The following is a 24,784-nucleotide window of genomic DNA, read 5'->3' as shown; positions in this document are numbered from 1 at the left end:
CATGCCAGGCGCAGACTTTTAGCTAGACGAGTCGACCCAATTCGAGGTCACGGAGTTCCTTCCTTGCTTATGCGTGAAACCCCAGTATTTATCGATGGCCCGGTTGGCCAATTGGAAGCCTTGTACCTGGATCTGCCCGACGCCCGTGGCCTGGCGCTGATCTGCCACCCCAATCCGGTGCAAGGTGGGACCATGCTCAATAAAGTCGTGTCGACCCTTCAGCGCACAGCGCGGGACGCCGGCTTGATCACCTTGCGCTTCAATTATCGCGGGGTTGGCGCCAGCGCCGGCAGCCATGACATGGGCACCGGTGAAGTCGATGATGCGCAGGCTGCGGCCCAATGGTTGCGTGCCAAACACCCTGAGCTACCCATCACCCTGTTCGGTTTCTCCTTTGGCGGTTTCGTCGCGGCCAGCCTGGGCGGCCGCCTGGAAGCCAAGGGCGATACACTTGCTCACTTATTCATGGTCGCACCTGCGGTCATGCGCCTGGGCGATCAGGATCAGTTGCCAAAAAACTGCCCGCTGACCCTGATTCAGCCAGAAACCGACGAAGTGATCGATCCACAACTGGTCTACGACTGGTCCGCAGCCCTCGATCGCCCCCATGAGCTGCTGAAAGTGGCAGAATGCGGACACTTTTTTCACGGCAAGCTGACGGAACTTAAAGATCTGATCCTGCCGCGCCTTTCGAATTGATTGCAGTCTGATAAGCGATTACCCATGACTACTCGTACGCGAATTCTCACCGGCATCACCACCACCGGCACGCCGCACCTGGGCAACTATGCCGGGGCTATCCGTCCGGCGATTCTCGCCAGCCGTGACAGCAATGCCGATTCGTTCTACTTCCTGGCCGACTACCACGCCCTGATCAAATGCGATGACCCGCTGCGCATCCAGCGCTCGCGTCTGGAAATCGCCGCGACCTGGCTGGCCGGTGGTCTGGACGTGGATCGGGTGACCTTCTATCGCCAGTCCGATATCCCGGAAATCCCTGAGCTGACCTGGCTGCTGACCTGCGTAGCGGCCAAAGGCCTGCTCAACCGCGCTCACGCCTACAAGGCCTCGGTGGACAAGAACGTCGAAACCGGCGAAGACCCGGATGCCGGCATTACCATGGGCCTGTACAGCTACCCGGTGCTGATGGCCGCGGACATTCTGATGTTCAACGCGCACAAGGTGCCGGTCGGTCGCGATCAGATCCAGCATGTGGAGATGGCCCGCGACATCGGCCAGCGTTTCAACCACCTGTTCGGCCAGGGCAAAGAATTCTTCACCATGCCCGAAGCAGTGATCGAAGCGGATGTGGCCACGCTGCCAGGTCTCGACGGCCGGAAGATGTCCAAAAGCTACGACAACACCATCCCGTTGTTCAGCAGCGCCAAGGAAATGAAAGACGCCATCTCGCGGATCGTCACCGATTCCCGCGCCCCTGGCGAAGCCAAGGACCCGGACAACTCGCACCTGTTCACCCTGTTCCAGGCTTTTGCCACGCCGGCGCAAGCCGAGGAGTTCCGCAGTGAGCTGCTGCAGGGGCTGGGTTGGGGCGAAGCCAAAAGCCGTTTATTCAAGCTGCTGGACAACGAACTGGGCGAGTCCCGCGAATCTTATATCAAGCTGCTTGAGCGTCCGGCGGACCTGGAAGACATCCTCCGGGCCGGCGCGAAGAAAGCGCGCAGTGTCGCCACGCCGTTCCTCCACGAACTGCGTGAAGCAGTCGGCCTGCGCTCTTTCGTCAATCAGGCGCAAACCACCACGACCACCAAGAAGAAAGCCGTGAAAGCCGCGCGGTTCGTCAGCTTCCGTGAAGACGACGGCAGCTTCCGCTTCCGTCTGTTGGCGGCTGATGGCGAGCAATTGCTGCTGTCGCGCAACTTCCCCGACGGTAAAACCGCCGGTGCGGTGAGCAAGCAACTGCAAGCGGGTAAGGACCTGGATCTGCGCAGCGAAGAGCTGAGCTTCAGCGTCTGGGTGGAAGGTGAGTGCGTGGCGGACAGTCCGGCCTTTGCCGACAGCGCTGCGCGGGATGCCGCCATCGAGGCTTTGCGGGTGGCTCTGAGCCCTTCGCAGGACTAATTCCGGATCAGCCCGACCAAGGGTTGATTGCCATTCTCAAGGGCCGTCGCTACAGTGACGGCCCGTTTTTGTTGCCTTGCTAACGAATTATGACGCCCCTAGAACGATATCAAGCTGATCTGAAACGCCCGGAATTCTTCCATGACGCCGCCCAGGAAACTGCCGTGCGTCATTTGCAGCGCTTGTATGACGATCTGGTCGCAGCCTCGCAGAGCAGGCCGGGCCTGTTCGGCAAACTGTTTGGCAAGAAAGACCAGGCACCGGTCAAGGGTCTGTACTTCTGGGGTGGTGTTGGTCGCGGCAAGACCTACCTGGTCGACACCTTCTTCGAAGCCCTGCCGTTCAAGGAAAAGGTCCGCACTCACTTCCACCGCTTCATGAAGCGCGTGCACGAAGAGATGAAGACCCTGCCTGGCGAGAAAAACCCACTGACCATCATCGCCAAGCGTTTCTCCGACGAGGCGCGGGTGATCTGTTTCGATGAGTTCTTCGTCTCCGACATTACCGACGCGATGATCCTCGGCACGCTGATGGAAGAGCTGTTCAAGAATGGCGTGACTCTGGTCGCCACGTCGAACATCGTCCCGGACGGTCTGTACAAAGACGGCCTGCAACGTGCGCGCTTCCTGCCGGCTATCGCCCTGATCAAGCAGAACACCGACATCGTCAACGTCGACAGTGGCGTCGATTATCGTCTGCGGCATCTGGAGCAGGCCGAACTGTTCCACTTTCCGCTGGACGCCGCGGCCAACGAAAGCCTGCGCAAGAGCTTCCAGGCCCTGACGCCGGATTGCACTCTGGCTGTCGAAAACGATGTGCTGATGATCGAAAACCGCGAAATCCGTGCTTTGCGCACCTGTGAAGACGTGGCCTGGTTCGACTTCCGCGAACTCTGCGACGGCCCGCGCAGCCAGAACGATTACATCGAACTGGGCAAGATCTTCCACGCGGTGTTGCTCAGCGACGTCGAGCAGATGACTGTCACCACCGACGACATCGCCCGACGCTTCATCAACATGGTCGACGAGTTCTACGACCGTAACGTCAAGCTGATCATCTCCGCTGAAGTCGAACTCAAAGACCTCTACACCGGTGGTCGTCTGAACTTCGAGTTCCAGCGCACCCTCAGCCGTCTGCTGGAAATGCAGTCCCACGAGTTCCTGTCGCGGGCGCACAAGCCGTAGGACATTTCGGAAAATAAAAAGGGCCTGCATTGCAGGCCCTTTTTTTGTGCTGAAGATCTGGAAAATGGATTGCCTGAACGGACGTCAAGATCAAAAGTCGATCTCCTCTACGCCGAAGAAGCGGGGTGGTGTGGTGCGATCTCCTCTACGCCGCCTGCTGAAACTGCTGCCGATACTGATTCGGCGATAACTCCGTGTGCTGGCGGAACAACCGGGCAAAGAAACTCGCATCGTCATAACCGACTTCATAGCTGATGGTCTTGATGCTTTTACGGCTGGCGGAAAGCAGGCCCTTGGCGGTTTCGATGCGCAGGCGTTGCAGGTAGTGCAGCGGCTTGTCGCCGGTGGCGGTCTGGAAGCGGCGCATGAAGTTGCGGATGCTCATGCCGTGTTCGCGGGCGACGTCTTCGAAACGGAATTTGTCGGCGAAATGTTCCTCGAGCCAGTGCTGGATCTGCAGGATGATCACGTCCTGGTGCAGTTTCTGCCCGCCGAAGCCGATGCGCCCGGGCGCGTAGCTGCGCTGCACCTCGTAGAGAATGTCGCGGGCCACGGCCTGGGCAACGTTGGCTCCGCAGAAGCGCTCGATCAGGTAGATGTAGAGGTCGCAGGCCGAGGTGGTGCCGCCGGCGCAGTACAGGTTGTCGGCGTCGGTCAGGTGCTTGTCCTGATTGAGCTGGACCTTGGGGAAGCGTTCGCTGAAAGCATTGAAGAAGCGCCAGTAGGTGGTCGCTTCCTTGCCGTCGAGCAGGCCGGCCTCAGCGAGCCAGAACACCCCGGTGGCTTCGCCGCAGAGCACCGCGCCGCGTGCGTGTTGTTCGCGCAGCCAGGGCAGTACTTGTGGATAGCGCTGGCAGAGGGTTTCGAAATCGTCCCAGAAGGCCGGGAGGATGATCACGTCGGTATCTTCCAGGCCACCGTCCACCGGCAGGATCACATCACTGAAACTGCACACCGGTTTTCCATCAGGGCTGACCAGACGGGTTTCGAAGGCCGGAGTCAGGCCGTGACCGAGTTGTTTGCCATAACGCAGGCTGGCCAGATGGAAGAAATCCTTGGCCTGCATCAGGGTGAAAGCGAAAACCCGGTCGATAGCCAGGATGCTGACGCGCCGCAGGGGCGTGGAGAGCTGGATAGACATATTCAATTATTCTTATAGGGGAAAGTGGTCACCAAACGGCTGGATCGTCTTATTTTTTGTCGCATGTGTCCAGTGTCCTGTATCGGATCACAGGCTTAGGCTCTGTGAGTCAATCCCGGCTAACAATAATTACAGGTGCCCGCATGATTCCCAGAACCTTGTTCAGTTCCGAGCACGAGCTCTTTCGCGACAGCGTGCGCACGTTTCTCGAGAAAGAGGCCGTGCCGTTCCATGGGCAATGGGAAAAACAGGGGTACATCGACCGCAAACTGTGGAACAAGGCGGGGGAGGCAGGGATGCTCTGCTCGCATCTGCCGGAAGAATACGGTGGCCTCGGGGCAGACTTTCTCTACAGTGCGGTGGTGATCGAGGAGGTCGGGCGTCTCGGCTTGACCGGCATCGGTTTTTCGCTGCACTCGGACATTGTGGCGCCCTACATCCTGCATTACGGCAGTGAAGCGCTGAAGCACAAGTACCTGCCGAAACTGGTCTCTGGCGAGATGGTCACGGCCATCGCGATGACCGAGCCGGGTGCCGGTTCGGACCTGCAAGGGGTGAAGACCACGGCAGTGCTGGACGGTGACGAGTACGTGATCAATGGCTCGAAAACCTTCATTACCAACGGCTTTCTCGCTGATCTGGTGATTGTCGTGGCCAAGACCGACCCGAAAGCCGGCGCCAAGGGCACCAGCCTGTTCCTGGTGGAAGCTGACACGCCAGGTTTCTCCAAAGGCAAGCGTCTGGAAAAGGTCGGGATGAAGGCCCAGGACACGTCCGAGCTGTTCTTCCAGGACGTCCGTGTGCCCAAGGAGAACCTGCTGGGGCAGGCCGGGATGGGCTTCGCCTATCTGATGCAGGAGTTGCCTCAGGAGCGCCTGACGGTCGCGGTAGGCGGTCTGGCATCGGCCGAAGCGGCATTGCAGTGGACGCTGGAGTACACCCGCGAACGCAAGGCGTTCGGCAAGGCGATCGCGGACTTCCAGAACACCCGCTTCAAGCTGGCCGAGATGGCGACAGAGATTCAGATCGGCCGGGTGTTCGTCGACCGCTGCCTGGAGTTGCATCTGCAAGGCAAGCTGGACGTGCCGACAGCGGCGATGGCCAAGTACTGGGGCACCGACCTGCAATGCAAAGTGCTCGACGAGTGCGTGCAGTTGCATGGCGGCTACGGCTTCATGTGGGAATACCCGATCGCCCGCGCCTGGGCCGACGCGCGGGTACAGCGGATCTATGCGGGGACCAACGAGATCATGAAGGAGATTATTGCGCGGTCGCTTTAATCAATCGGCGGGGCCTGCAAAAGATCGCAGCCTACGGCAGCTCCTACAGGTGTACATCCGTAGGAGCTGCCGCAGGCTGCGATCTTTTCGGGCGCGCTGAAAATTACGGCGCCGGATTCGGGTGATCTTTGTGAATCGCCTCAATCCCCGCCAGCACGTCATCCGACAACGTCAGGTCGAAACTCGCCAAATTGCTCTCCAGCTGCTCCAGGGTCGTGGCCCCAATGATGTTGCTGGTCACGAATGGCTGATGCGTCACATAGGCCAAGGCCATTTGCGCCGGATCGAGACCGTGTTCGCGGGCCAGTGCGACGTAACGGCTGCACGCAGCCTCCGACTGTGGGTTGAAGTAGCGGCTGAAGCGGCTGTAGAGGCTCAGGCGGCCTTTGGGTGGGCGAGCCCCGCCTTCGTATTTGCCTGAGAGAAAGCCGAACGCCAGCGGTGAATAAGCCAGCAGGCCGCACTGTTCGCGGATGGCGATTTCCGCCAGGCCGATCTCGAAACTGCGGTTGAGCAGGTTGTAGGGATTCTGGATTGATACCGCTCTTGACCAGCCGCGGCGTTCGGCCAGCGCGAGGAACTTCATGGTGCCCCACGGGGTTTCGTTGGACAGGCCGATATGGCGGATCTTGCCGGCCTTGACCTGCTCGTCCAGTGCTTCGAGGGTTTCTTCCAGTGGCGTGAAGTCCTCATCGGCCTTGTGCGTGTAGCCGAGCTGACCGAAGAAGTTGGTGCTGCGCTCCGGCCAGTGCAATTGGTACAGGTCGATCCAGTCGGTCTGCAAGCGCTTGAGGCTGGCGTCCAGTGCTTCGACGATGTGCTTGCGGTTGTGCTTGAGCTGGCCGTCGCGAATATAGTCGATGGTGTTGCCGGGGCCGGCGATCTTGCTGGCCAGGACCCAGTCGGCGCGATCACCACGGGTCTTGAACCAGTTTCCGAGGTAGCGTTCGGTGCTGGCGTAGGTTTCGGCTTTGGGCGGCACCGGGTACATCTCGGCGGTGTCGATGAAATTGATCCCGGCGCTCTTGGCTCGCTCGATCTGGGCGAAGGCCTCTGCCTCGCTGTTTTGCTCGCCCCAGGTCATGGTCCCGAGGCAGATGGCGCTCACGTTCAGGTCGGTTCTGCCTAGCTGGCGATAGTCCATCGGGTGCTCCCTTGGCAAAACATTCATAAAAGCAGGTTGAAAATTTTTTCGCAATCTGCATAATTGCGCACCTCTTTCTGCGGTGGAAGTGATGCGCCGCCTGCCGAAGAATCTTGCCGTTGAACGGACGCGCTGACCCGAGCCCCCGATAGCGTCTGTATCCGGCTGCCTTTGACTTGTCAAAGTACGCACTATTCAGTAAGATCCGCCGTCTAATTTATCAGGGCGGCCCCTGAGGCTATAAAGAATGAAAACTTTTACTGCTAAACCGGAAACAGTAAAGCGCGACTGGTTCATCGTCGACGCTGCTGGTCAGACCCTGGGTCGTCTGGCCACCGAAATCGCGAGCCGCCTGCGTGGCAAGCACAAGCCTGAGTACACTCCGCACGTTGACACCGGTGACTACATCGTCGTGATCAACGCTGAGCAAGTACGTGTCACTGGCGCCAAGTTCACTGACAAAATGTACTACTCTCACTCCGGTTTCCCGGGCGGGATTAAGTCGATCAACTTCGAAAAGCTGATCGCCAAAGCTCCTGAACGCGTGATCGAGACCGCGGTTAAAGGCATGCTGCCTAAGAACCCGCTGGGTCGCGACATGTACCGTAAGCTGAAAGTCTATGCGGGCGCTGTACACCCTCATACTGCTCAGCAGCCCCAAGAACTGAAGTTTTAACGGAATAGTTCATTATGTCGGCGACTCAAAATTACGGCACTGGCCGTCGCAAGACTGCAACCGCACGCGTTTTCCTGCGTCCGGGCACTGGTAACATCTCCATCAACAACCGCACCCTGGAAAATTTCTTCGGTCGCGAAACTGCCCGCATGGTAGTTCGCCAGCCGCTGGAACTGACTGAGACTGTCGAGAAATTCGACATCTACGTCACCGTGATCGGTGGTGGTGTAAGTGGTCAAGCTGGCGCAATCCGCCACGGTATCACTCGCGCTCTGATGCAGTACGACGAAACTCTGCGCGGTGCTCTGCGCAAAGCTGGCTTCGTTACTCGTGATGCACGTGAAGTTGAACGTAAGAAAGTTGGTCTGCGTAAAGCGCGTAAGCGTCCGCAGTACTCGAAGCGTTAATTCGCTTTTACGTTCAAAGCGCCCAGTTTCCTCACGGATCTGGGCGTTTTTTATGGGCGATGATTTTAGCTGTGACAACTTGCCACATCCGCAGCCCCCTTGCATTACAAGGCTTCGCGCTGGAGTGGGATGGTAATTACCTTGTCAGAATAGGGGGTTTTCATTACCATTCGGCAAAATTTTTATAAGTTCAGATTTTTACTTAGTAGATGCCTGATTTAACAGGCCACAAAGCTGATGGGAGAGGACTGAATGAGCAATGACGGCGTGAATGCAGGCCGGCGTCGCTTCTTGGTAGCAGCCACGTCCGTGGTGGGTGCTGCAGGAGCGGTGGGGGCTGCGGTCCCGTTCGTGGGGTCATGGTTTCCCAGTGCCAAGGCGAAAGCCGCAGGTGCACCGGTGAAAGTGAATGTCAGCAAGATCGAGCCGGGCCAGCAGATGATTGCTGAGTGGCGCGGTCAGCCGGTGTTCATTGTCCGCCGTACCGAGGAAATCCTGGGGAATCTGAAAAAGATCGAGGGGAAGCTCGCTGACCCTGACTCCAAGAACTCGACACAACCGACTTATGTCGACCCGGTAGTGCGTTCGATCAAGCCAGAAATTCTGCTGCTGATCGGAATTTGCACGCACCTGGGCTGTTCACCGACCTTCCGTCCAGAAGTGGCGCCTGTGGATCTGGGCGCGGACTGGGTGGGTGGCTATTTCTGCCCTTGCCACGGTTCCCACTACGATCTGGCTGGCCGCGTCTACAAGTCGCAACCTGCGCCTTTGAACCTGCCAGTTCCCCCGCATTCCTATGAGTCGGACGACATCATTGTCGTTGGCGTCGATACGGAGAAAGCGTGATGAGCAAGTTCATGGATTGGGTTGATGCGCGCTTTCCCGCGACCAAAATGTGGGAAGACCATCTCAGCAAGTATTACGCCCCGAAGAACTTCAACTTCTTCTATTTCTTTGGCTCCCTGGCACTGCTGGTTCTGGTTAACCAGATCGTTACCGGTATCTGGCTGACCATGAGCTACACCCCATCGGCGGAAGAGGCCTTCGCTTCCGTCGAATACATCATGCGTGACGTCGAGTACGGCTCGATCCTGCGTCTGCTGCACTCCACCGGCGCCTCGGCGTTCTTCGTCGTGGTCTATCTGCACATGTTCCGTGGTTTGCTCTACGGTTCGTATCAGAAGCCGCGTGAGCTGGTGTGGGTGTTCGGCATGCTGATCTACCTGGCGCTGATGGCTGAAGCCTTCATGGGCTACCTGCTGCCGTGGGGCCAGATGTCCTACTGGGGGGCCCAGGTGATCATCTCGCTGTTCGGTGCGATCCCGGTGATCGGCAACGACCTGACCCAGTGGATCCGTGGTGACTACCTGATTTCGGGTATTACCCTGAACCGCTTCTTCGCCTTGCACGTAGTCGCCTTGCCGATCGTGATTCTCGGCCTGGTGGTATTGCACGTCCTGGCGCTGCACGAAGTCGGGTCGAATAACCCGGACGGTGTGGACATCAAGAAATACAAAGACGAAAACGGCGTACCGCTGGATGGCATTGCTTTCCACCCGTACTACACCGTGAAAGATATCGTCGGCGTGGTGGTGTTCCTGTTCATCTTCTGCTCGATCGTGTTCTTCTTCCCGGAAATGGGCGGCTACTTCCTCGAGAAGCCGAACTTTGAAGTGGCGAACGCTTTCAAGACCCCGGAACACATTGCACCGGTCTGGTACTTCACCCCGTTCTACGCGATCCTGCGTGCGATTCCGGACAAGCTCCTGGGTGTTATCGCCATGGGTGGCGCGATCGCGGTGCTGTTCGTCCTGCCTTGGCTCGACCGTAGTCCGGTCAAATCCATGCGCTACAAGGGCTGGATGAGCAAGATCTGGCTCTGGGTGTTCTGCATTTCGTTCGTGATTCTGGGTGTGCTGGGTGTTCTGGCGCCGACTCCGGGCCGTACACTACTGTCGCAGGTATGTACCTTCCTGTACTTCGCCTACTTCATTCTGATGCCGTTCTACACCCGGCTCGAGAAGACCAAACCGGTTCCGGAAAGGGTGACTGGCTGATGAAAAAGCTATTTGCTGTACTGATTCTTGCTGCTTTGCCTGTGTTCTCGTTCGCGTCGACGGCTGGCGCTCCTGAGTTGGAAAAGGTCGATATCGACGTTTCCGACAAGGCCGCAATGCAAGATGGCGCGCGTACATTCGCCAACTATTGCATGGGCTGCCACAGCGCCAAGTTCCAGCGCTATGAGCGCGTTGCCGACGATCTGGGCATTCCCCATGATCTGATGCTCAAGAACCTGGTGTTCACCGGCGCCAAGATCGGCGACCACATGAACATCGGCATGCAATCGGCCGATGCCAAGAGCTGGTTCGGTGCGGCTCCGCCCGACCTGACCCTGGTGGCTCGCGTTCGTGGTACGGACTGGCTGTATGGCTACCTGCGATCTTTCTACGAAGATCCGTCTCGTCCTTACGGTGTGAACAACAAGGTATTCCCGAACGTCGGTATGCCTAACGTCCTGGTCGGCCTGCAAGGTCGTCAGGTGGTAGGCTGCAAACAAGTTCAAATCGTCGAAGACGGTAAAAAGCAATTCGATCCGCTGACCGGCACCGCTTTGACTCACGAAGCCTGCGATCAGCTGACCGTGTTGCCGAAAACCGGCACGCTGAACGAAGAGCAGTTCGACGAGAAGGTCAAGAATCTGGTGACCTTCCTGGCCTACTCGGCCAACCCGGTGAAGCTGCAGCATCAGCGCATCGGTACCTACGTGTTGCTGTACCTGGCCTTCTTCTTCGTATTCGCTTATCTGCTCAAGCGCGAATACTGGAAGGATGTTCATTGATTAAGCTGTAAGCAATTGCTGTTGATCGCGCGCGCCCAAGGGCGTCTCTGAAAGTGTAACGAGTCTGGATCTCCAGACGTTACGGGAGGCGCCCTCTGGGCGCGCTCGTTTTTCCGCTCCCGATAATTTCAACAAGCGAGGAGGACCGCCATGGGCGTGACCAATCGGTTGGCCTGTTACTCCGACCCCGCCGACCACTATTCCCACCGAGTACGCATCGTGCTCGCAGAGAAGGGTGTCAGCGCCGAGATCATCAGCGTGGAGGTGGGTCGTCATCCGCCGAAACTGATCGAAGTGAACCCTTACGGCAGCTTGCCCACCCTGGTCGATCGTGATCTGGCGTTGTGGGAGTCAACCGTGGTGATGGAGTATCTGGATGAGCGTTACCCGCATCCGCCCTTGCTGCCGGTTTATCCGGTGGCGCGTGCCAATAGCCGTCTGCTGATCCATCGCATTCAGCGTGACTGGTGTGGGCTGGTGGATCTGATTCTGGATCCACGCAGCAAGGAAGCCGCTCGCGTACAGGCTCGTAAAGAGCTGCGCGAAAGTCTCACCGGTGTTTCGCCGTTGTTCGCCGACAAGCCATTTTTCCTCAGTGAGGAACAAAGCCTGGTCGATTGCTGCCTATTGCCAATACTCTGGCGTTTACCGATTCTAGGTATTGAGTTGCCGCGGCCGGCCAAGCCGCTGCTTGATTATATGGAGCGCCAGTTTGCGCGTGAGGCTTTCCAGGCGAGTCTGTCTGGTGTCGAACGCGATATGCGCTAAAGCTTAAGGAGCCGCTATGAACTCCAGTCGACCTTATCTGGTCCGTGCGCTCTATGAGTGGATTGTGGATAACGATTGCACCCCGCACATGCTGGTCAATTCCGAATACCCGTCGGTGCAGGTGCCGCAGGGCTTTGCCAGTGACGGCCAGATTGTCCTGAACGTATCGCCCAGTGCAGTACGGCATTTGCACATGGATAACGATGCAGTCAGCTTCGAAGGGCGTTTCGGCGGTGTGCCGCATACGCTGTACGTGCCTATAGCTGCGATCCTGGGTATTTATGCCCGAGAGAATGGTCAGGGTATGGTCTTCGATCTGGAGTCTTCCATGGAAGACGATGAAGACATCGAGCCGGATGATGACGTTCCGCCACCTGATAACGAGCCGCCGCGTCCAAGCGGCCGGCCCAGTTTGAAAGTGGTCAAATAACAAAAAAGGCGATCCGCAAGGATCGCCTTTTTTATTACGTAGGAGCTGCCGAAGGCTGCGATCTTTTGGCTTTGCTTTTCAAGATCAAAAGATCGCAGCCTCCGGCAGCTCCTACAGGCGTCAGTCGATGTACTCGAACAGTTTGACGATCTTCTGTACGCCGGAAACGCCCTGCACCAGGCTGGTGGCCCGGGCGGCTTCCTGTCTGGTCAACAAGCCCAGCAGGTAAACGATGCCATTCTCGGTCACGACTTTGATGCGTGAACCAGGGATGCTGGGGTCGGTGAGCATCTGGGTCTTGATCTTGGCGGTCAGCCAGGTGTCGTTCTGGCGCGCCAGCAGCGAGGAGGGCTGCAGAACTTGCAGTTCGTTATGCACCGTCTTCACGCGCTGGACGGCGCCGGCGACTTGTCCGGCCTGAGCCTTGAGGTCGGCGCGCGGAGTCTGTCCGGCCAGCAGTACGACTCCGTTGAAGCTGGTGACGACGATGTGCGAGCTGTGGTCGAGGTCTGGATTGGCCTTGGCGATGTTCACGCCGGCCTTGGTTTCGATCAGGGAGTCGTCGATCTTGCTGCCGAAGGTGCGAGTGCCGCGGTCATCATCGATCGGCGCCTCACGGCTGGCGTTAACTACCGAGGTGCAGCCGCTGATGCCGAGACACAGGGTCAAGGCCAGCAGGCCAAGGCGATTAGGGGTCATTCTTCACTCCCGAACAGTTGGCTGTCGATCAAGTCGCAAAGACAATGGATCGTCAGCAGGTGGACTTCTTGAATACGTGCAGTGACATTGGCCGGTACGCGAATTTCGACGTCTTCGGGCAATAGCAGCGAAGCCATGCCGCCGCCATCGCGTCCAGTCAATGCTACGACAATCATTTCGCGATCATGTGCGGCCTGGATCGCTTGAATAATGTTTGCCGAGTTGCCGCTGGTAGAAATCGCCAGTAAAACATCGCCGGGTTGGCCGAGGGCGCGGATCTGTTTCGAGAAGATTTCGTTGTAGCTGTAGTCGTTGGCGATCGAGGTGATCGTCGAGCTGTCGGTGGTCAATGCGATGGCCGGCAGGCTCGGGCGCTCGCGCTCGAAGCGGTTGAGCAGCTCGGAGGAGAAATGCTGTGCGTCGCCGGCAGAGCCGCCGTTACCGCACGAGAGCATTTTGCCTTCGTTGAGCAGGGCGTTGACCATTACCTGGCTGGCTTGCTCGATGTGAGGTGCAAGTACGTCCATCGCCTGTTGCTTGGTATCGATGCTGGCCTGAAAAAGCTGGCGAATTCGCGATTGCATGTCCATCTGTGTGACCTTAAGTGGCGCGGCTTTCCGGCACATGAAAGTGCAGCCCGCAAAGCAAAGAGCAAAATGGTTGAGTGAAAATGTCCGGCTCGGATCGAGCGCTTCGATCAACTGTCAAAGGCATTCCGTAGCCAGTTCAAATGAGGTGCTGCGCCCATTGCGCTGTCTATGGCGACCACATCGAAGCGGCAGGGGTAATCGGCCCAGCGTGACTCGCGCTGCAGAAAATACTGCGCGGCGAGTATCAGCTTCTGGCGCTTGCGTGCATCGATGCTGCCGAGTGCGCCACCCCATTGTGTGTGTTGTCGGTAACGGACTTCGACGAATACTACTGTATCGCCGTCAAGCATGACCAGATCAAGCTCGCCGCGTTTGCACAACCAGTTCTGCGCCAGCAGGCGCAGACCCTGTTGCTGGAGATGCTTGAGCGCTTGGCTTTCCGCATCTCGACCGCTTTGCTGGCGTGATCTGTCGGGCATCAGTGGGGGGTATCGGGCAGGCGTTGAACCTGGCCGCTGACGAACTCGGCCCAAGGCAGCTGGCGCTGGATCCGTTGAGTCTGGCTCATGCTCAGGCTGCCCGACACGCCTTCGATGCGACTGTCTGGCAAGGCCTTGAGTTGACCCAGGCGCGGTGCCAGGCGATAGGCATCGACACCCATGGCATACAAGCGTCCCAGGCTACCGCCGGCTTGCGGCCATTGTGCTGACACTTGTTTGCGCAGCGGATCGTTGGCATCCAGCAGCCATGGCGTTTCACAGAAGCGCACGCCATTCATGTCGTTGTACTGGTTTTGATCGCCGCTGGCGCTGAATACGTGGGAGGTGGCATAAACCGGCACATCGCCTGCGTACTGGAAATTCAGCGTCGGTTTGATCTGCTGCGCCTGTTGTGGGGTCGCGGCGAGGAACAGGAACTCGATGTCCTGGCGGCGCGAAGGCTGTGCGGCGACTTGCGAGCCAACGGTGCTCTGCAGGCTTTTGGCGCGGCCTTCGCTCTGACGCAGCTGGAACAGATTGGCGATCTGCTGGGCCAGGGTCACCGGTTGGTCCACGCGCTCGACGCCGATCAGGGTGCCGCCGTTGGCTTCCCAGTCCTGGCGGAAGGCCTTGAGTACGCGATCGCCCCATTCGCCTTTGGGGACCATGGCGGCGGCGCGTTGCAGACCATCGGCGCGGGCACGGCGCGAGACTTCGCGGGCTTCGTCTTCGGCGGAAAGGCCGAACTGAAACAGTTGCACCGGGCCTTGGTTGCCTTCGCTGTAGTTCAGGGCGAGGGTGGTAATCGGCAGTTGCGGGCGAGCACTGAGTTGCTTGACCAGTGGCTTTTCCAGCGGCCCGATCACCAGTTGCACGCCATCGGCCTGGGCCTTGCGGTAGAACTCGTCCAGGGAGGTCAGGCGTGAGCTGTCATAGAACTCGATGCTCGGTGGCTTCTGCCCGGCTTGCTGGGCCTGGTAATGAGCCGCCATGAAACCTTCGCGCAGGGCTTTGGCCACCGCGGCCAAAGGACCTTCCTGAGGCAGCAGCAAGGCGATTTTGCTAATCGGCTGGCTGGCCAGTTGCTTGAGCTGGGTCAGCGGTAGCGGCAGTTGAATGGCGGCCGGGTGTTTCGGGTTCTGCGCGCGCCAGTTGTCGATAGCCGTCTGTTGCTGCTCCAGGGTGCCGGCGGTTTTTACCGCCAGTGCCAGGCTCAGCCAGCCACCGAGATCGTCATCACTGCCGGGTTGCAATTGATCGGTGGGCAAGGAGGCGATCAATGTCCAGATTGCTTCGTGGTTCTTGCTCGCGGCGTCACCGCTGAGCAGTGGAGCAATAAAGATGCGCTCCCGAGCGGCGGCGAGAGTCTGGCCGTCGGCCTCAAGCGCCAGGGCGTGGACAGTGCCGGTACGGATCTGTTGCTCTTCCGGCAATTCACTCAGGCGCTGCAGGCTCGGATGGCTCAAGGCGCTCAGCGCTGCCTTGGGCTGGTTGCGGGCCATGGCCAGTTCGGCCGCCAGCGTGCTGGCGAAGACCTGTTGGCCGGGCTTGAGTTGTTCCATCGGGACTTGCGCAAGAATCTGCGCGGCCTGGCCGGGATTTTTCTGGCGGTAGGCCAGGTCCGCCGCACTCAGGCGCAGCAACGCCGCTTTCTCCGGCGTCTTGCTGGTGGCGGCCTGTTCGAGCAGCTGCTCGATACTGGCATCCGGAGTCCGTGGGAGTTCGCCAAGGCTGGACGAGGGCGAGCTGGCGCACGCCGCCAATAGGGCAGCGAGGCAGAGGGCAGTGAACAGCCGCAGGCAAGCGATCATGTAGTGTTCCTGATACTCGATCAAATTAGCGTGGAATTGTACCCAAGCACTGGCCGGGGCGCGATGTTACTGGCGTCAATCTGGCTATTTAGCGGGTGCAAATGTTGCAATGCATCGAAAAAGGCTGAAAAACGTGGCAATACAGCGTGTCTGTCATGCGCATTCGCAGGGGCTCTACGCGCTACAATGGCGCCTTTTACCGATCGCGAGGTGTGCGCTTTGACTGTTCCAGGTGCTTTGAATTCCGCTGCTGGCTCGCTTTATGTGGTGGCGACGCCCATTGGCAACCTGGATGACATCAGTGCGCGGGCGTTGAAAATACTGCGCGAGGTGGCGCTGATCGCCGCCGAAGATACGCGCCATTCCCTGCGTTTGTTGCAGCACTTCGGAATTTCGACTCCGCTGGCAGCCTGCCATGAGCACAATGAGCGCGACGAAGGCAGCCGCTTTATCACCCGATTGCTGGCGGGTGACAATGTGGCGCTGATCTCCGACGCCGGTACCCCGTTGATTTCCGATCCTGGCTACCATCTGGTGCGTCAGGCCCGTGCTGCGGGTATCAATGTGGTTCCGGTTCCGGGAGCCTGTGCGCTGATCGCGGCCTTGTCCGCGGCGGGCTTGCCGTCCGATCGTTTTATCTTCGAAGGCTTTCTGCCGGCCAAGGCGGTGGGGCGTCGGGCTCGTCTGGAGCTATTAAAGGAAGAGCCGCGCACGCTGATCTTCTACGAAGCCCCGCACCGGATTCTCGAGTGTCTGCAGGATCTGGAATTGGTATTCGGTGCTGAGCGACCGGCTTTGCTGGCCCGTGAGTTGACCAAGACGTTCGAAACGCTCAAGGGGTTGCCGCTGGCGGACCTGCGGGCTTTTGTCGAGAGCGACAGCAATCAGCAGCGTGGCGAGTGCGTTGTACTGGTCGCTGGCTGGTCCGCGCCGCAAACCGAGGAGGCCGTCAGTAGCGAGGCGATGCGCATTCTCGATTTGCTGCTCAAGGAGATGCCGCTTAAACGAGCCGCGGCCCTGGCTGCGGAAATTACCGGCGAGCGGAAAAATGTCTTGTATCAGGTTGCCCTGGATAAGCAGAAAGGTGAGTAGCCTGCGGGTTACAGAGAGGCAAAAGGCTTTTAGCGCTTGTTCTTCGGCGGCTCTGCCGTTAATCTTCGCCGCGGAGAGTCGATTGGACAGTCGCTGCCTTCTATGAAAATTAGAGGGGGGAGGAAAGTCCGGGCTCCATAGGGCGGAGTGCCAGGTAATGCCTGGGAGGCGTGAGCCTACGGAAAGTGCCACAGAAAATAACCGCCTAAGCACTTCGGTGCCGGTAAGGGTGAAAAGGTGCGGTAAGAGCGCACCGCACGACTGGCAACAGTTCGTGGCTAGGTAAACCCCACTCGGAGCAAGACCAAATAGGGTTCCAAGGCGTGGCCCGCGCTGGAACCGGGTAGGTTGCTAAAGATGTCCAGTGATGGCCATCGTAGACGAATGACTGTCCTCGACAGAACCCGGCTTACAGATCGACTCTCCACCTTTTCCCTTCCCTGTCTCGATCGCCGACGGCAGGGCGTTGCAATGCCGATTCCTCCCTGTTTGAATCGCTGACAGCAGGGGGGTGGTAATAGCAATTACCCTCTCTGATTAAATCAATAGTATTAGCACTTTTGTAAGATCGAAAAAATCTTACTCTTAATAAATCACATTAACTTCTGGCCGTAGCTCACTGCTCCGGTTGAAGTTCGCGGGTCGAAACGTCCGCTAAATTCCTGCTACTCCCTCTTTCAGACTCCTAAATCTCAGTTTTGTAAGGCTTTTCGTTGAAGTCGCGCCTTGACGGTGCGGTAGGCGCATTCCTATAGTGTGCGAAAGTGGCGAAAAGTGGCACGAAGTGGGTTTTTTGAACGAAAAACGCTAAAATTTGGAGAAGCGCAGAAGTGTTTCGCGGAGCTAACGCTATCAGCCTCGATGCGAAGGGTCGGCTTGCCATGCCGAGCCGGTATCGTGACGAGCTGGTTTCGCGCAGTGCTGGCCAATTAATTGTCACCATTGATGCCGTTGACCCTTGTTTATGTGTTTATCCCCTCGATGAGTGGGAGTTGATCGAAACCAAGCTACGCGCACTGCCTTCTCTACGCGAAGAAAACCGTCGTTTGCAACGTTTACTGATTGGTAATGCCGTCGACCTCGAGCTCGATGGCAGTGGTCGTTTTCTGGTTCCGCCACGTCTGCGCGAGTACGCAAAACTCGATAAGCGCGTGATGCTGGTCGGCCAACTGAACAAGTTCCAATTATGGGACGAGGATGCCTGGGACGCAGTTTCTGCTGCGGACCTGGCTGCTATTCAACAACCGGGCGCCATGCCTGATGAACTGCGTGATTTGATCCTGTGACTATTGATAGCGGCTTTAACCACATCACCGTACTGCTTGACGAAGCCGTCGAGGCTCTCGCTGTACGCCCTGATGGCTGCTATCTGGACGGAACGTTCGGGCGCGGCGGACACAGTCGCCTGATACTCAGCCAGCTCGGTCCCGATGGTCGGGTGCTGGGGTTCGACAAGGATCCTCAAGCGATTGCCACCGGGCAAGCGCTGGCGGCCGAAGACGGCCGCTTTGTCGTTGTGCAGCGCAGCTTTGCCGAGATGGGGGCGGAAATCGCCGAACGCGGCCTGGCCGGCAAGGTCAACGGGGTTCTGCTTGACCTGGGCGTGTCCTCGCCACAGCTCGATGATCCGGAGCGCGGTTTCAGCTTCATGAATGATGGCCCGCTGGACATGCGCATGGACCCGAGCCGCGGAGTCAGTGCCGCCGAATTCATCGCCACGGCTCCGGCGGAAGAAATCGCCCGGGTGTTCAAGGAATACGGCGAAGAACGCTTCTCCGGGCGCATGGCCCGTGCAGTCGTCGAACGCCGTGTAATCAAGCCGTTCGAGCGTACCGGCGATCTGGCCGAAGTCCTGAAAGTCGCCAATCCGGCCTGGGAAAAGGGCAAGCACCCGGCGACCCGGGCATTCCAGGGTTTGCGCATTCACGTCAACAACGAACTGGGTGATCTGGAAACCGGCCTCGAAGCCGCGCTGGAAGCCCTCGAAGTAGGCGGCCGCCTGGTGGTCATCAGCTTCCATTCGCTGGAAGACCGCATCGTCAAATTGTTCATGCGTCGCCTGGTCAAAGGCGAGAGCGATAACCTTCCGCGCAACCTGCCGGTGCGCTTCGAAGCCTTCGTCCCGAAAATCAAGGTTCATGGCAAGGCGCAGTTCGCTTCCGAAGCCGAACTCAAGGCCAATCCACGCTCGCGTAGCGCCGTCATGCGTGTCGCGGAGAAGCTGCGGTGAGCAAGCTCTTCGCCAAACCACTTCCAGGCGGGAGCTTTTTCATGCTGCTCCTGTTTATAGGTGTGCTGGTTTCCGCGATCGCGGTGTCCTACAGCGCCCACTGGAACCGGCAGCTGCTCAATACCCTGTACGGCGAGTTGAGTGTGCGTGACAAGACCCAAGCCGAATGGGGTCGGCTGATTCTCGAGCAGAGTACCTGGACCGCTCATAGCCGTATCGAAGTACTGGCCAGCGAACAACTGAAGATGCGTATTCCTGGCGCAGCCGAAGTTCGGATGGTGGCGCCATGATGAAACTCGAAGGCGCCCTTTATCCTTGGCGATTCCGTCTGGTGCTGGGTTTGCTGGCACTGATGGTGGGTGCGATCGCCTGGCGCATCATCGATCTGCAGGTCGTGGACCGGGCTTTCCTCAAAGGTCAGGGCGACGCACGCAGCGTTCGGCATATCCCCATCCCTGCGCACCGCGGCTTGATTACCGACCGTAACGGCGAGCCCTTGGCTGTCAGTACTCCGGTGACCACCCTGTGGGGCAACGCCAGGGAAATGCAGGTGGCCAAGGACAAGTGGCCGGCGTTGGCGGCTGCACTGGGGCAAGAGCCTAAAGTGCTGGCCGAGCGTCTCGAAGCTCAGGCCAACAAGGAATTCATTTACCTGGTCCGCGGCTTGACCCCGGAGCAGGGCCAGCTGGTGCTCGATCTGAAAGTGCCGGGTGTGTATGGCATCGAAGAGTTCCGGCGCTTCTACCCGGCCGGAGAAGTCACCGCGCACATGGTGGGTTTTACCGATATCGATGACCGCGGGCGAGAAGGGGTCGAGCTGGCCTACGATGAGTGGCTCGCCGGAGTGCCCGGCAAGCGACAAGTCATCAAGGATCGGCGCGGAAGGCTGATCAAGGATGTCCAGGTCACCAAAAACGCCAAGGCCGGAAAGCCCTTGGCGTTGTCCATTGATCTGCGCCTGCAATATCTGGCCAATCGCGAACTGCGCAATGCCATCGTCGAGAACGGCGCCAAGGCCGGCAGCCTGGTGATCATGGACGTGAAGACCGGCGAGATCCTGGCCATGGTCAACCAGCCGACCTACAACCCGAATAACCGTCGCAACCTGCAGCCGGCGATGATGCGCAACCGCGCCATGATCGACGTGTTCGAGCCGGGTTCGACCATGAAGGCAATCTCCATGAGTGCCGCCCTGGAAACCGGGCGCTGGAAGCCGAGCGACACCGTCGAGGTTTATCCGGGTACTTTGCAGATCGGCAAATACACCATTCGTGACGTTTCCAGGACCGAAGGGCCAGTCCTCGATCTGACCGGAATTCTGATCAACTCCAGTAACGTCGGCATGAGCAAGGTCGCCTTCGATGTCGGTGGTGAAAACATCTACCGCTTGATGCAGAGGGTAGGCCTGGGCCAGGACACCGGTCTGGCTTTCCCGGGCGAGCGCGTCGGCAACCTGCCGAACTACCGCGAATGGCGCAAGGCTGAAACGGCCACGCTGTCCTACGGCTACGGTTTGTCGGTCACCGCCATTCAGCTGGTCCACGCCTTCTCGGCATTGGCCAACCATGGCCGGATCGCACCGCTGACCCTGATCAAAACCGATAAGCCTGCGCAAACCACTCAGGTGATTTCGGAGCACGTCGCGAAAACCATGCAAGGCATGTTGCAGCAAGTGATCGAAGCACCACGCGGCGTGTTCCGTGCACAGGTGCCGGCGTATCACGTAGCTGGCAAGAGTGGTACCGCGCGCAAGACTTCTGTGGGCACCAAAGGCTATGCCGAAAACTCCTATCGTTCGCTGTTCGCAGGCTTCGGTCCCATGGACGATCCGCGTTACGCAATCGTGGTGGTGATCGATGAACCGAGCAAGGCTGGCTACTACGGTGGCCTGGTCTCGGCGCCGGTGTTCAGCAAAGTGATGTCCGGTACCCTGCGCCTGATGAATATCACCCCCGATAACCTGCCACCCGTGGAACAAGCCAATGCCACCCCCGGCAATTTAATTAAAGCCAATGGAGGGCGCGGCTGATGTCTCTTAGCCTGAACAAAATTTTTGCCCACGCTGGCCGTGATCTGTTGATTCGCGAGCTGACCCTCGATAGCCGCAATGTACGTGCCGGCGACCTGTTTCTTGCGGTCCCGGGCGGCAAGGTGGATGGTCGTACCCATATTGTCGATGCTTTGCAGCGCGGTGCGGCGGCCGTGGCCTATGAAGTGGAAGGCGCCACCGTCCTGCCTATTACCGATGTGCCACTGATTCCGGTCAAAGGCCTGGCAGCGCAGTTGTCGGATATCGCCGGTCGTTTTTACGGCGAACCGAGCCGTCACTTGAACATGATCGGGGTGACCGGCACCAACGGAAAAACCAGCGTCACCCAATTGGTCGCCCAGGCGCTGGACCTGCTCGGCCAGCATTGCGGCATCGTCGGCACCCTGGGCAGCGGCTTTTATGGTGCGCTGCAAAGCGGTCTGCACACCACGCCCAACCCGATTGCCGTGCAGGCGACCCTGGCCGACCTGAAAAAGGCCGGCGCCAAGGCCGTGGCGATGGAAGTCTCCTCCCATGGGCTGGATCAAGGTCGCGTCACCGCGCTGGCGTTCGATGTGGCGGTCATGACCAACCTGTCTCGCGATCACCTGGACTATCACGGGACCATGGAGGCTTACGCCGACGCCAAGGCCAAGCTGTTCGGCTGGGCCGATCTGAGCTGCCGGGTGATCAACCTCGACGACGATTTCGGTCGGCAACTGGCGGCTGAAAAACATGAATCGCGGCTGATCAGCTACAGCCTGGAAGATGCCAGCGCCTACCTGTATTGCCGTGAAGCGCAGTTCAACGACGAGGGCGTGCGCGCCACTCTGGTCACGCCCCAGGGCGAACATCATTTGCGCAGCGCCTTGCTCGGTCGTTTCAACCTGAGCAACGTGCTGGCAGCGGTCGGCGCCTTGCTCGGCCTGGACTACGCGCTGGACGAGATCCTCCGGGTGTTGCCGAAACTCGAAGGTCCGGCCGGTCGCATGCAGCGTCTGGGCGGCGGTACGCAACCGTTGGTGGTGGTCGATTATGCCCACACCCCGGATGCCCTGGAACAAGTCCTGACCGCGCTGCGTCCGCATGCCAAGGGCAAGTTGCTCTGCCTGTTCGGTTGCGGCGGTGATCGCGATCGCGGCAAGCGCCCGCTGATGGCCGAAGTGGTCGAACGTCTGGCTGACGGTGTGCTGGTCACCGACGACAACCCGCGCAGCGAAGACCCTGCGCAGATTTTCGACGATATCCGCGCCGGCTTCAGTGCTGTGGATAAGGTCAATTTCGTTGCCGGTCGTGGCCTGGCCATCGCCCAGCTGATTGCCAGCGCCTCGGCCGACGACGTAATCGTCCTGGCCGGCAAAGGTCACGAGGACTATCAGGAAATCAATGGCCAGCGCCATGACTTCTCCGATCTGGTCGAGGCTGACAGAGCCTTGACCGCGTGGGAGGTGGCCCATGCTTAAAGCCCTCAAATTGAGTGAGCTGAGCGGACCTTTGGCCGGTCGCCTGGTCGCTGGCGATTGCAGCTTCGACGGCGTCAGCATCGACAGCCGTGCGATCAAGGCAGGACAACTGTTTATTGCGTTGAGCGGTCCGCGTTTCGATGGCCATGACTACCTGAATGAGGTTGCCGCCAAGGGCGCGGTCGGCGCACTGGTCGAGCGTGAAGTGGCCGATTCGGCTCTGCCGCAATTGCTGGTGAAAGACACTCGTCAGGCCTTGGGTGAACTCGGCGCATTGAATCGTGCGGCCTACTGCAATCCGCTGGCGGCCATTACCGGCTCCAGCGGCAAGACCACGGTCAAGGAAATGCTCGCGAGCATCCTGCGTACCCGCGGCGCAGTGCTGGCGACCCGTGGCAACCTGAATAACGATCTTGGCGTACCGCTGACCCTGCTCGAACTGGCCCCGGAACATACCGCGGCGGTGATCGAGCTGGGTGCCTCGCGTATCGGCGAGATTGCCTACACCGTTGGCATGACCAAACCGCACGTGGCCGTGATCAACAACGCCGGGACAGCGCATGTCGGCGAGTTTGGCGGTCCTGAAAAAATCGTCGAAGCCAAGGGCGAGATTCTTGAAGGGCTGGATGCCGATGGCGTCGCCGTTCTCAATCTCGACGACAAGGCCTTCGCCATCTGGAAGGCCCGCGCTGCCGGTCGTCAGGTGCTGAGTTTCGCACTGAACACTACCGCGGCCGATTTTTATGCAACCGATCTGGATCGCGATGCACGCGGCTGCCTGGCGTTCAACCTGCACAGCCCGCAGGGTGTGGCGCGGGTACAGTTGAACCTGCTCGGCAGTCACAACGTCGCCAATGCGCTGGCCGCGGCTGCTGCGGCTCATGCACTGGGCGTCCCGCTGTCTGGCATCGCCGCTGGCCTGGGCGCGCTGCAACCGGTCAAAGGCCGGACTGTTGCGCAACTGGCGAGCAATGGCATGCGCGTCATCGATGACACTTACAACGCGAACCCTGCCTCTATGTGCGCCGCCGTTGATATACTCGCCGGCTTTTCCGGCCGCACCGTGCTGGTGCTCGGGGACATTGCCGAGTTGGGCGAGTGGGCGGAGCAGGGGCACCGTGACGTGGGTGCTTATGCCGCCGGCAAGGTTTCTGCGCTCTATGCGGTCGGTCCGATGATGGCGCATGCCGTCGCGGCCTTCGGCGAACACGCCCGGCACTTTGCCACTCAGGCTGATCTGATTGCGGCACTTGGTGCCGAACAAGATACAAACACCACTATTTTGATCAAGGGATCGCGCAGCGCGGTGATGGAAAACGTCGTCGCGGCTTTGTGCGGTTCCAGCGGGGAGAAACATTAATGCTGCTGCTGTTAGCGGAGTATTTGCAACAGTTCTACAAAGGCTTCGCGGTCTTCCAGTACCTGACCCTGCGCGGGATCCTCGGTATTCTGACCGCACTGTCGTTGTCGCTGTGCCTGGGTCCATGGATGATCCGCACCTTGCAGAATCGCCAGATCGGTCAATCGGTACGTAACGACGGGCCGCAATCGCATTTGTCGAAATCCGGTACGCCGACCATGGGCGGCGCGCTGATTCTTTCCGCGATCGCCATCAGCACCCTGTTGTGGGCTGACCTGAGCAATCGTTATGTCTGGGTCGTGCTGTTGGTAACCCTGCTGTTTGGCGCGATCGGCTGGGTCGACGACTACCGCAAGGTGATCGAGAAGAACTCCCGTGGCCTGCCCAGCCGCTGGAAGTATTTCTGGCAGTCGGTGTTTGGCCTGGGCGCGGCGATCTTTCTTTATATGACTGCCCAGACACCGGTGGAAACCACCCTGATTCTTCCAATGCTGAAGGATTTCAGCATTCCCCTGGGATTCGGTTTCATCGTCCTGACCTATTTCGTCATCGTTGGCTCGAGCAACGCGGTCAACCTGACCGATGGTCTCGATGGCCTGGCAATCATGCCGACGGTCATGGTCGGCGGCGGGCTGGGGATCTTCTGCTACCTGTCGGGTAACGTGAAGTTCGCCGAATACCTATTGATTCCTTATGTACCGGGCGCGGGCGAACTGATTGTGTTCTGCGGCGCGCTGATCGGTGCCGGCCTGGGTTTTCTCTGGTTCAACACCTACCCGGCACAAGTCTTCATGGGCGACGTTGGCGCACTGGCGCTGGGCGCGGCCCTGGGCACCATTGCGGTGATCGTCCGTCAGGAAATCGTCCTGTTCATCATGGGCGGGGTGTTCGTGATGGAGACCCTGTCGGTGGTCATTCAGGTTGCTTCCTTCAAGTTGACCGGTCGCCGGGTATTTCGCATGGCGCCAATTCACCACCACTTTGAACTCAAGGGCTGGCCCGAGCCACGCGTGATCGTCCGTTTCTGGATTATCACCGTGATTCTCGTGTTGATCGGCCTTGCCACCCTGAAGCTGAGGTAGA

The 24,784-nt window shown here is 59.0% G+C and carries 25 protein-coding genes and 1 other RNA gene; 20 read left to right on the top strand and 6 right to left on the bottom strand.

What is annotated here, in order from left to right:
* The first annotated feature begins 69 nt into the window (after positions 1-69).
* The 3 genes from AC3IUA_RS26330 (at position 70) to zapE (ending at position 3,263) form a co-directional block, all read left to right on the top strand.
* Positions 70-699: an alpha/beta hydrolase gene (locus tag AC3IUA_RS26330; RefSeq protein WP_489362491.1), complete on the top strand. Its 630-nt coding sequence runs from the start codon at positions 70-72 to the stop codon at positions 697-699.
* 24 nt (positions 700-723) lie between these two features.
* Complete coding sequence (locus AC3IUA_RS26325) at positions 724-2,079, top strand: tryptophan--tRNA ligase (RefSeq protein WP_489357754.1); 1,356 nt, start codon at positions 724-726, stop codon at positions 2,077-2,079.
* 89 nt (positions 2,080-2,168) lie between these two features.
* Complete coding sequence (gene zapE, locus AC3IUA_RS26320) at positions 2,169-3,263, top strand: cell division protein ZapE (protein WP_489357753.1); 1,095 nt, start codon at positions 2,169-2,171, stop codon at positions 3,261-3,263.
* Between the two features lie 145 nt (positions 3,264-3,408).
* Here zapE and AC3IUA_RS26315 read toward each other — a convergent pair whose 3' ends face one another.
* Positions 3,409-4,305 (bottom strand): GlxA family transcriptional regulator, encoded by an 897-nt coding sequence (locus AC3IUA_RS26315; protein ID WP_489362490.1) that lies wholly within the window; start codon positions 4,303-4,305, stop codon positions 3,409-3,411.
* 242 nt (positions 4,306-4,547) lie between these two features.
* Here AC3IUA_RS26315 and AC3IUA_RS26310 point away from each other — a divergent pair, with 242 nt between their 5' ends.
* On the top strand, positions 4,548-5,684 hold the full coding sequence (locus AC3IUA_RS26310) for an acyl-CoA dehydrogenase family protein (protein ID WP_489357752.1): 1,137 nt from the start codon (positions 4,548-4,550) through the stop codon (positions 5,682-5,684).
* A gap of 103 nt (positions 5,685-5,787) precedes the next feature.
* On the opposite strand, the gene AC3IUA_RS26305 is transcribed toward AC3IUA_RS26310, so the two are convergent.
* Entirely contained in the window at positions 5,788-6,828 is a 1,041-nt protein-coding gene (locus tag AC3IUA_RS26305) for an NADP(H)-dependent aldo-keto reductase (protein WP_489357751.1), read from the bottom strand.
* A 247-nt stretch (positions 6,829-7,075) separates the two neighbouring features.
* Here AC3IUA_RS26305 and rplM point away from each other — a divergent pair, with 247 nt between their 5' ends.
* The 7 genes from rplM to AC3IUA_RS26270 all read left to right on the top strand — a co-directional run bounded on the left by rplM (position 7,076) and on the right by AC3IUA_RS26270 (position 11,948).
* Positions 7,076-7,504, top strand: coding sequence for a 50S ribosomal protein L13 (gene rplM, locus AC3IUA_RS26300; protein WP_150641864.1), 429 nt, complete (start codon positions 7,076-7,078; stop codon positions 7,502-7,504).
* A gap of 14 nt (positions 7,505-7,518) precedes the next feature.
* Entirely contained in the window at positions 7,519-7,911 is a 393-nt protein-coding gene (gene rpsI, locus AC3IUA_RS26295; RefSeq protein ID WP_003216038.1) for a 30S ribosomal protein S9, read from the top strand.
* A 252-nt stretch (positions 7,912-8,163) separates the two neighbouring features.
* The gene (petA, locus tag AC3IUA_RS26290; RefSeq protein ID WP_489357750.1) at positions 8,164-8,757 is read left to right on the top strand and encodes a ubiquinol-cytochrome c reductase iron-sulfur subunit; all 594 of its coding nucleotides are present in this window, start codon (positions 8,164-8,166) and stop codon (positions 8,755-8,757) included.
* On the top strand, positions 8,757-9,968 hold the full coding sequence (locus tag AC3IUA_RS26285) for a cytochrome b (protein ID WP_489357749.1): 1,212 nt from the start codon (positions 8,757-8,759) through the stop codon (positions 9,966-9,968). The genes petA and AC3IUA_RS26285 overlap by 1 nt, the downstream gene beginning before the upstream one ends.
* A complete protein-coding gene (locus tag AC3IUA_RS26280) occupies positions 9,968-10,750 on the top strand; it encodes a cytochrome c1 (protein ID WP_489357748.1) in 783 nt (260 codons plus the stop codon). The genes AC3IUA_RS26285 and AC3IUA_RS26280 overlap by 1 nt, the downstream gene beginning before the upstream one ends.
* 150 nt (positions 10,751-10,900) lie before the next feature.
* On the top strand, positions 10,901-11,518 hold the full coding sequence (locus tag AC3IUA_RS26275; protein ID WP_489357747.1) for a glutathione S-transferase N-terminal domain-containing protein: 618 nt from the start codon (positions 10,901-10,903) through the stop codon (positions 11,516-11,518).
* A 16-nt stretch (positions 11,519-11,534) separates the two neighbouring features.
* Positions 11,535-11,948 (top strand): ClpXP protease specificity-enhancing factor, encoded by a 414-nt coding sequence (locus AC3IUA_RS26270; protein WP_489357746.1) that lies wholly within the window; start codon positions 11,535-11,537, stop codon positions 11,946-11,948.
* 120 nt (positions 11,949-12,068) lie between these two features.
* Here the strand turns inward: AC3IUA_RS26270 and AC3IUA_RS26265 are convergent, their stop codons facing one another.
* From AC3IUA_RS26265 to AC3IUA_RS26250, 4 genes are all read right to left on the bottom strand, one after another.
* Positions 12,069-12,647 carry a BON domain-containing protein gene (locus AC3IUA_RS26265; protein WP_489357745.1) on the bottom strand — a complete coding sequence of 193 codons (579 nt, stop codon included), beginning with the start codon at positions 12,645-12,647 and terminating at the stop codon, positions 12,069-12,071.
* On the bottom strand, positions 12,644-13,237 hold the full coding sequence (locus AC3IUA_RS26260; protein WP_003171862.1) for a phosphoheptose isomerase: 594 nt from the start codon (positions 13,235-13,237) through the stop codon (positions 12,644-12,646). The genes AC3IUA_RS26265 and AC3IUA_RS26260 overlap by 4 nt, the downstream gene beginning before the upstream one ends.
* Before the next feature lie 107 nt (positions 13,238-13,344).
* Positions 13,345-13,716, bottom strand: a complete 372-nt coding sequence (locus tag AC3IUA_RS26255; protein ID WP_489357744.1) for a YraN family protein — start codon at positions 13,714-13,716, stop codon at positions 13,345-13,347.
* Complete coding sequence (locus tag AC3IUA_RS26250; protein WP_489357743.1) at positions 13,716-15,527, bottom strand: penicillin-binding protein activator; 1,812 nt, start codon at positions 15,525-15,527, stop codon at positions 13,716-13,718. The genes AC3IUA_RS26255 and AC3IUA_RS26250 overlap by 1 nt, the downstream gene beginning before the upstream one ends.
* A 186-nt stretch (positions 15,528-15,713) precedes the next feature.
* Between AC3IUA_RS26250 and rsmI the strand changes: the two genes are divergently transcribed.
* The 9 genes from rsmI (at position 15,714) to mraY (ending at position 24,783) form a co-directional block, all read left to right on the top strand.
* Entirely contained in the window at positions 15,714-16,619 is a 906-nt protein-coding gene (gene rsmI / locus AC3IUA_RS26245) for a 16S rRNA (cytidine(1402)-2'-O)-methyltransferase (protein WP_489357742.1), read from the top strand.
* Between the two features lie 74 nt (positions 16,620-16,693).
* Positions 16,694-17,047, top strand: an RNA gene (rnpB, locus tag AC3IUA_RS26240) — RNase P RNA component class A.
* A 402-nt stretch (positions 17,048-17,449) separates the two neighbouring features.
* Entirely contained in the window at positions 17,450-17,905 is a 456-nt protein-coding gene (gene mraZ, locus AC3IUA_RS26235) for a division/cell wall cluster transcriptional repressor MraZ (protein WP_489357741.1), read from the top strand.
* On the top strand, positions 17,902-18,849 hold the full coding sequence (rsmH, locus tag AC3IUA_RS26230) for a 16S rRNA (cytosine(1402)-N(4))-methyltransferase RsmH (RefSeq protein ID WP_489357740.1): 948 nt from the start codon (positions 17,902-17,904) through the stop codon (positions 18,847-18,849). Before mraZ ends, rsmH begins: the two co-directional genes overlap by 4 nt.
* Positions 18,846-19,139 carry a cell division protein FtsL gene (gene ftsL / locus AC3IUA_RS26225; protein ID WP_150802093.1) on the top strand — a complete coding sequence of 98 codons (294 nt, stop codon included), beginning with the start codon at positions 18,846-18,848 and terminating at the stop codon, positions 19,137-19,139. Before rsmH ends, ftsL begins: the two co-directional genes overlap by 4 nt.
* Complete coding sequence (locus AC3IUA_RS26220; RefSeq protein ID WP_489362488.1) at positions 19,139-20,878, top strand: peptidoglycan D,D-transpeptidase FtsI family protein; 1,740 nt, start codon at positions 19,139-19,141, stop codon at positions 20,876-20,878. The genes ftsL and AC3IUA_RS26220 overlap by 1 nt, the downstream gene beginning before the upstream one ends.
* Positions 20,878-22,341: a UDP-N-acetylmuramoyl-L-alanyl-D-glutamate--2,6-diaminopimelate ligase gene (locus AC3IUA_RS26215; RefSeq protein WP_489357739.1), complete on the top strand. Its 1,464-nt coding sequence runs from the start codon at positions 20,878-20,880 to the stop codon at positions 22,339-22,341. Before AC3IUA_RS26220 ends, AC3IUA_RS26215 begins: the two co-directional genes overlap by 1 nt.
* Positions 22,334-23,701, top strand: a complete 1,368-nt coding sequence (locus AC3IUA_RS26210; RefSeq protein ID WP_489357738.1) for a UDP-N-acetylmuramoyl-tripeptide--D-alanyl-D-alanine ligase — start codon at positions 22,334-22,336, stop codon at positions 23,699-23,701. The genes AC3IUA_RS26215 and AC3IUA_RS26210 overlap by 8 nt, the downstream gene beginning before the upstream one ends.
* A complete protein-coding gene (gene mraY / locus AC3IUA_RS26205) occupies positions 23,701-24,783 on the top strand; it encodes a phospho-N-acetylmuramoyl-pentapeptide-transferase (protein ID WP_489357737.1) in 1,083 nt (360 codons plus the stop codon). Before AC3IUA_RS26210 ends, mraY begins: the two co-directional genes overlap by 1 nt.
* The last annotated feature ends 1 nt before the right edge of the window (position 24,784 follow it).

The organism is Pseudomonas sp. KH_050 (assembly GCF_057838875.1).
Note: the sequence above shows the minus strand (reverse complement) of the source record. Positions and strands in the feature narration are given on the sequence as shown.

Coding starts and splice junctions, on each gene's coding strand:
- AC3IUA_RS26285 (WP_489357749.1), top strand. CDS start 8,757: ATGAGCAAGTTCATGGATTGGGTTGATGCGCGCTTTCCCGCGACCAAA.
- rsmI (WP_489357742.1), top strand. CDS start 15,714: ATGGCGCCTTTTACCGATCGCGAGGTGTGCGCTTTGACTGTTCCAGGT.
- AC3IUA_RS26270 (WP_489357746.1), top strand. CDS start 11,535: ATGAACTCCAGTCGACCTTATCTGGTCCGTGCGCTCTATGAGTGGATT.
- AC3IUA_RS26265 (WP_489357745.1), bottom strand. CDS start 12,647: ATGACCCCTAATCGCCTTGGCCTGCTGGCCTTGACCCTGTGTCTCGGC.
- AC3IUA_RS26210 (WP_489357738.1), top strand. CDS start 22,334: ATGCTTAAAGCCCTCAAATTGAGTGAGCTGAGCGGACCTTTGGCCGGT.
- AC3IUA_RS26325 (WP_489357754.1), top strand. CDS start 724: ATGACTACTCGTACGCGAATTCTCACCGGCATCACCACCACCGGCACG.
- zapE (WP_489357753.1), top strand. CDS start 2,169: ATGACGCCCCTAGAACGATATCAAGCTGATCTGAAACGCCCGGAATTC.
- mraY (WP_489357737.1), top strand. CDS start 23,701: ATGCTGCTGCTGTTAGCGGAGTATTTGCAACAGTTCTACAAAGGCTTC.
- AC3IUA_RS26255 (WP_489357744.1), bottom strand. CDS start 13,716: ATGCCCGACAGATCACGCCAGCAAAGCGGTCGAGATGCGGAAAGCCAA.
- AC3IUA_RS26310 (WP_489357752.1), top strand. CDS start 4,548: ATGATTCCCAGAACCTTGTTCAGTTCCGAGCACGAGCTCTTTCGCGAC.
- rplM (WP_150641864.1), top strand. CDS start 7,076: ATGAAAACTTTTACTGCTAAACCGGAAACAGTAAAGCGCGACTGGTTC.
- AC3IUA_RS26280 (WP_489357748.1), top strand. CDS start 9,968: ATGAAAAAGCTATTTGCTGTACTGATTCTTGCTGCTTTGCCTGTGTTC.
- AC3IUA_RS26220 (WP_489362488.1), top strand. CDS start 19,139: ATGAAACTCGAAGGCGCCCTTTATCCTTGGCGATTCCGTCTGGTGCTG.
- AC3IUA_RS26330 (WP_489362491.1), top strand. CDS start 70: ATGCGTGAAACCCCAGTATTTATCGATGGCCCGGTTGGCCAATTGGAA.
- AC3IUA_RS26215 (WP_489357739.1), top strand. CDS start 20,878: ATGTCTCTTAGCCTGAACAAAATTTTTGCCCACGCTGGCCGTGATCTG.
- AC3IUA_RS26260 (WP_003171862.1), bottom strand. CDS start 13,237: ATGGACATGCAATCGCGAATTCGCCAGCTTTTTCAGGCCAGCATCGAT.
- petA (WP_489357750.1), top strand. CDS start 8,164: ATGAGCAATGACGGCGTGAATGCAGGCCGGCGTCGCTTCTTGGTAGCA.
- rpsI (WP_003216038.1), top strand. CDS start 7,519: ATGTCGGCGACTCAAAATTACGGCACTGGCCGTCGCAAGACTGCAACC.
- AC3IUA_RS26275 (WP_489357747.1), top strand. CDS start 10,901: ATGGGCGTGACCAATCGGTTGGCCTGTTACTCCGACCCCGCCGACCAC.
- AC3IUA_RS26250 (WP_489357743.1), bottom strand. CDS start 15,527: ATGATCGCTTGCCTGCGGCTGTTCACTGCCCTCTGCCTCGCTGCCCTA.
- AC3IUA_RS26305 (WP_489357751.1), bottom strand. CDS start 6,828: ATGGACTATCGCCAGCTAGGCAGAACCGACCTGAACGTGAGCGCCATC.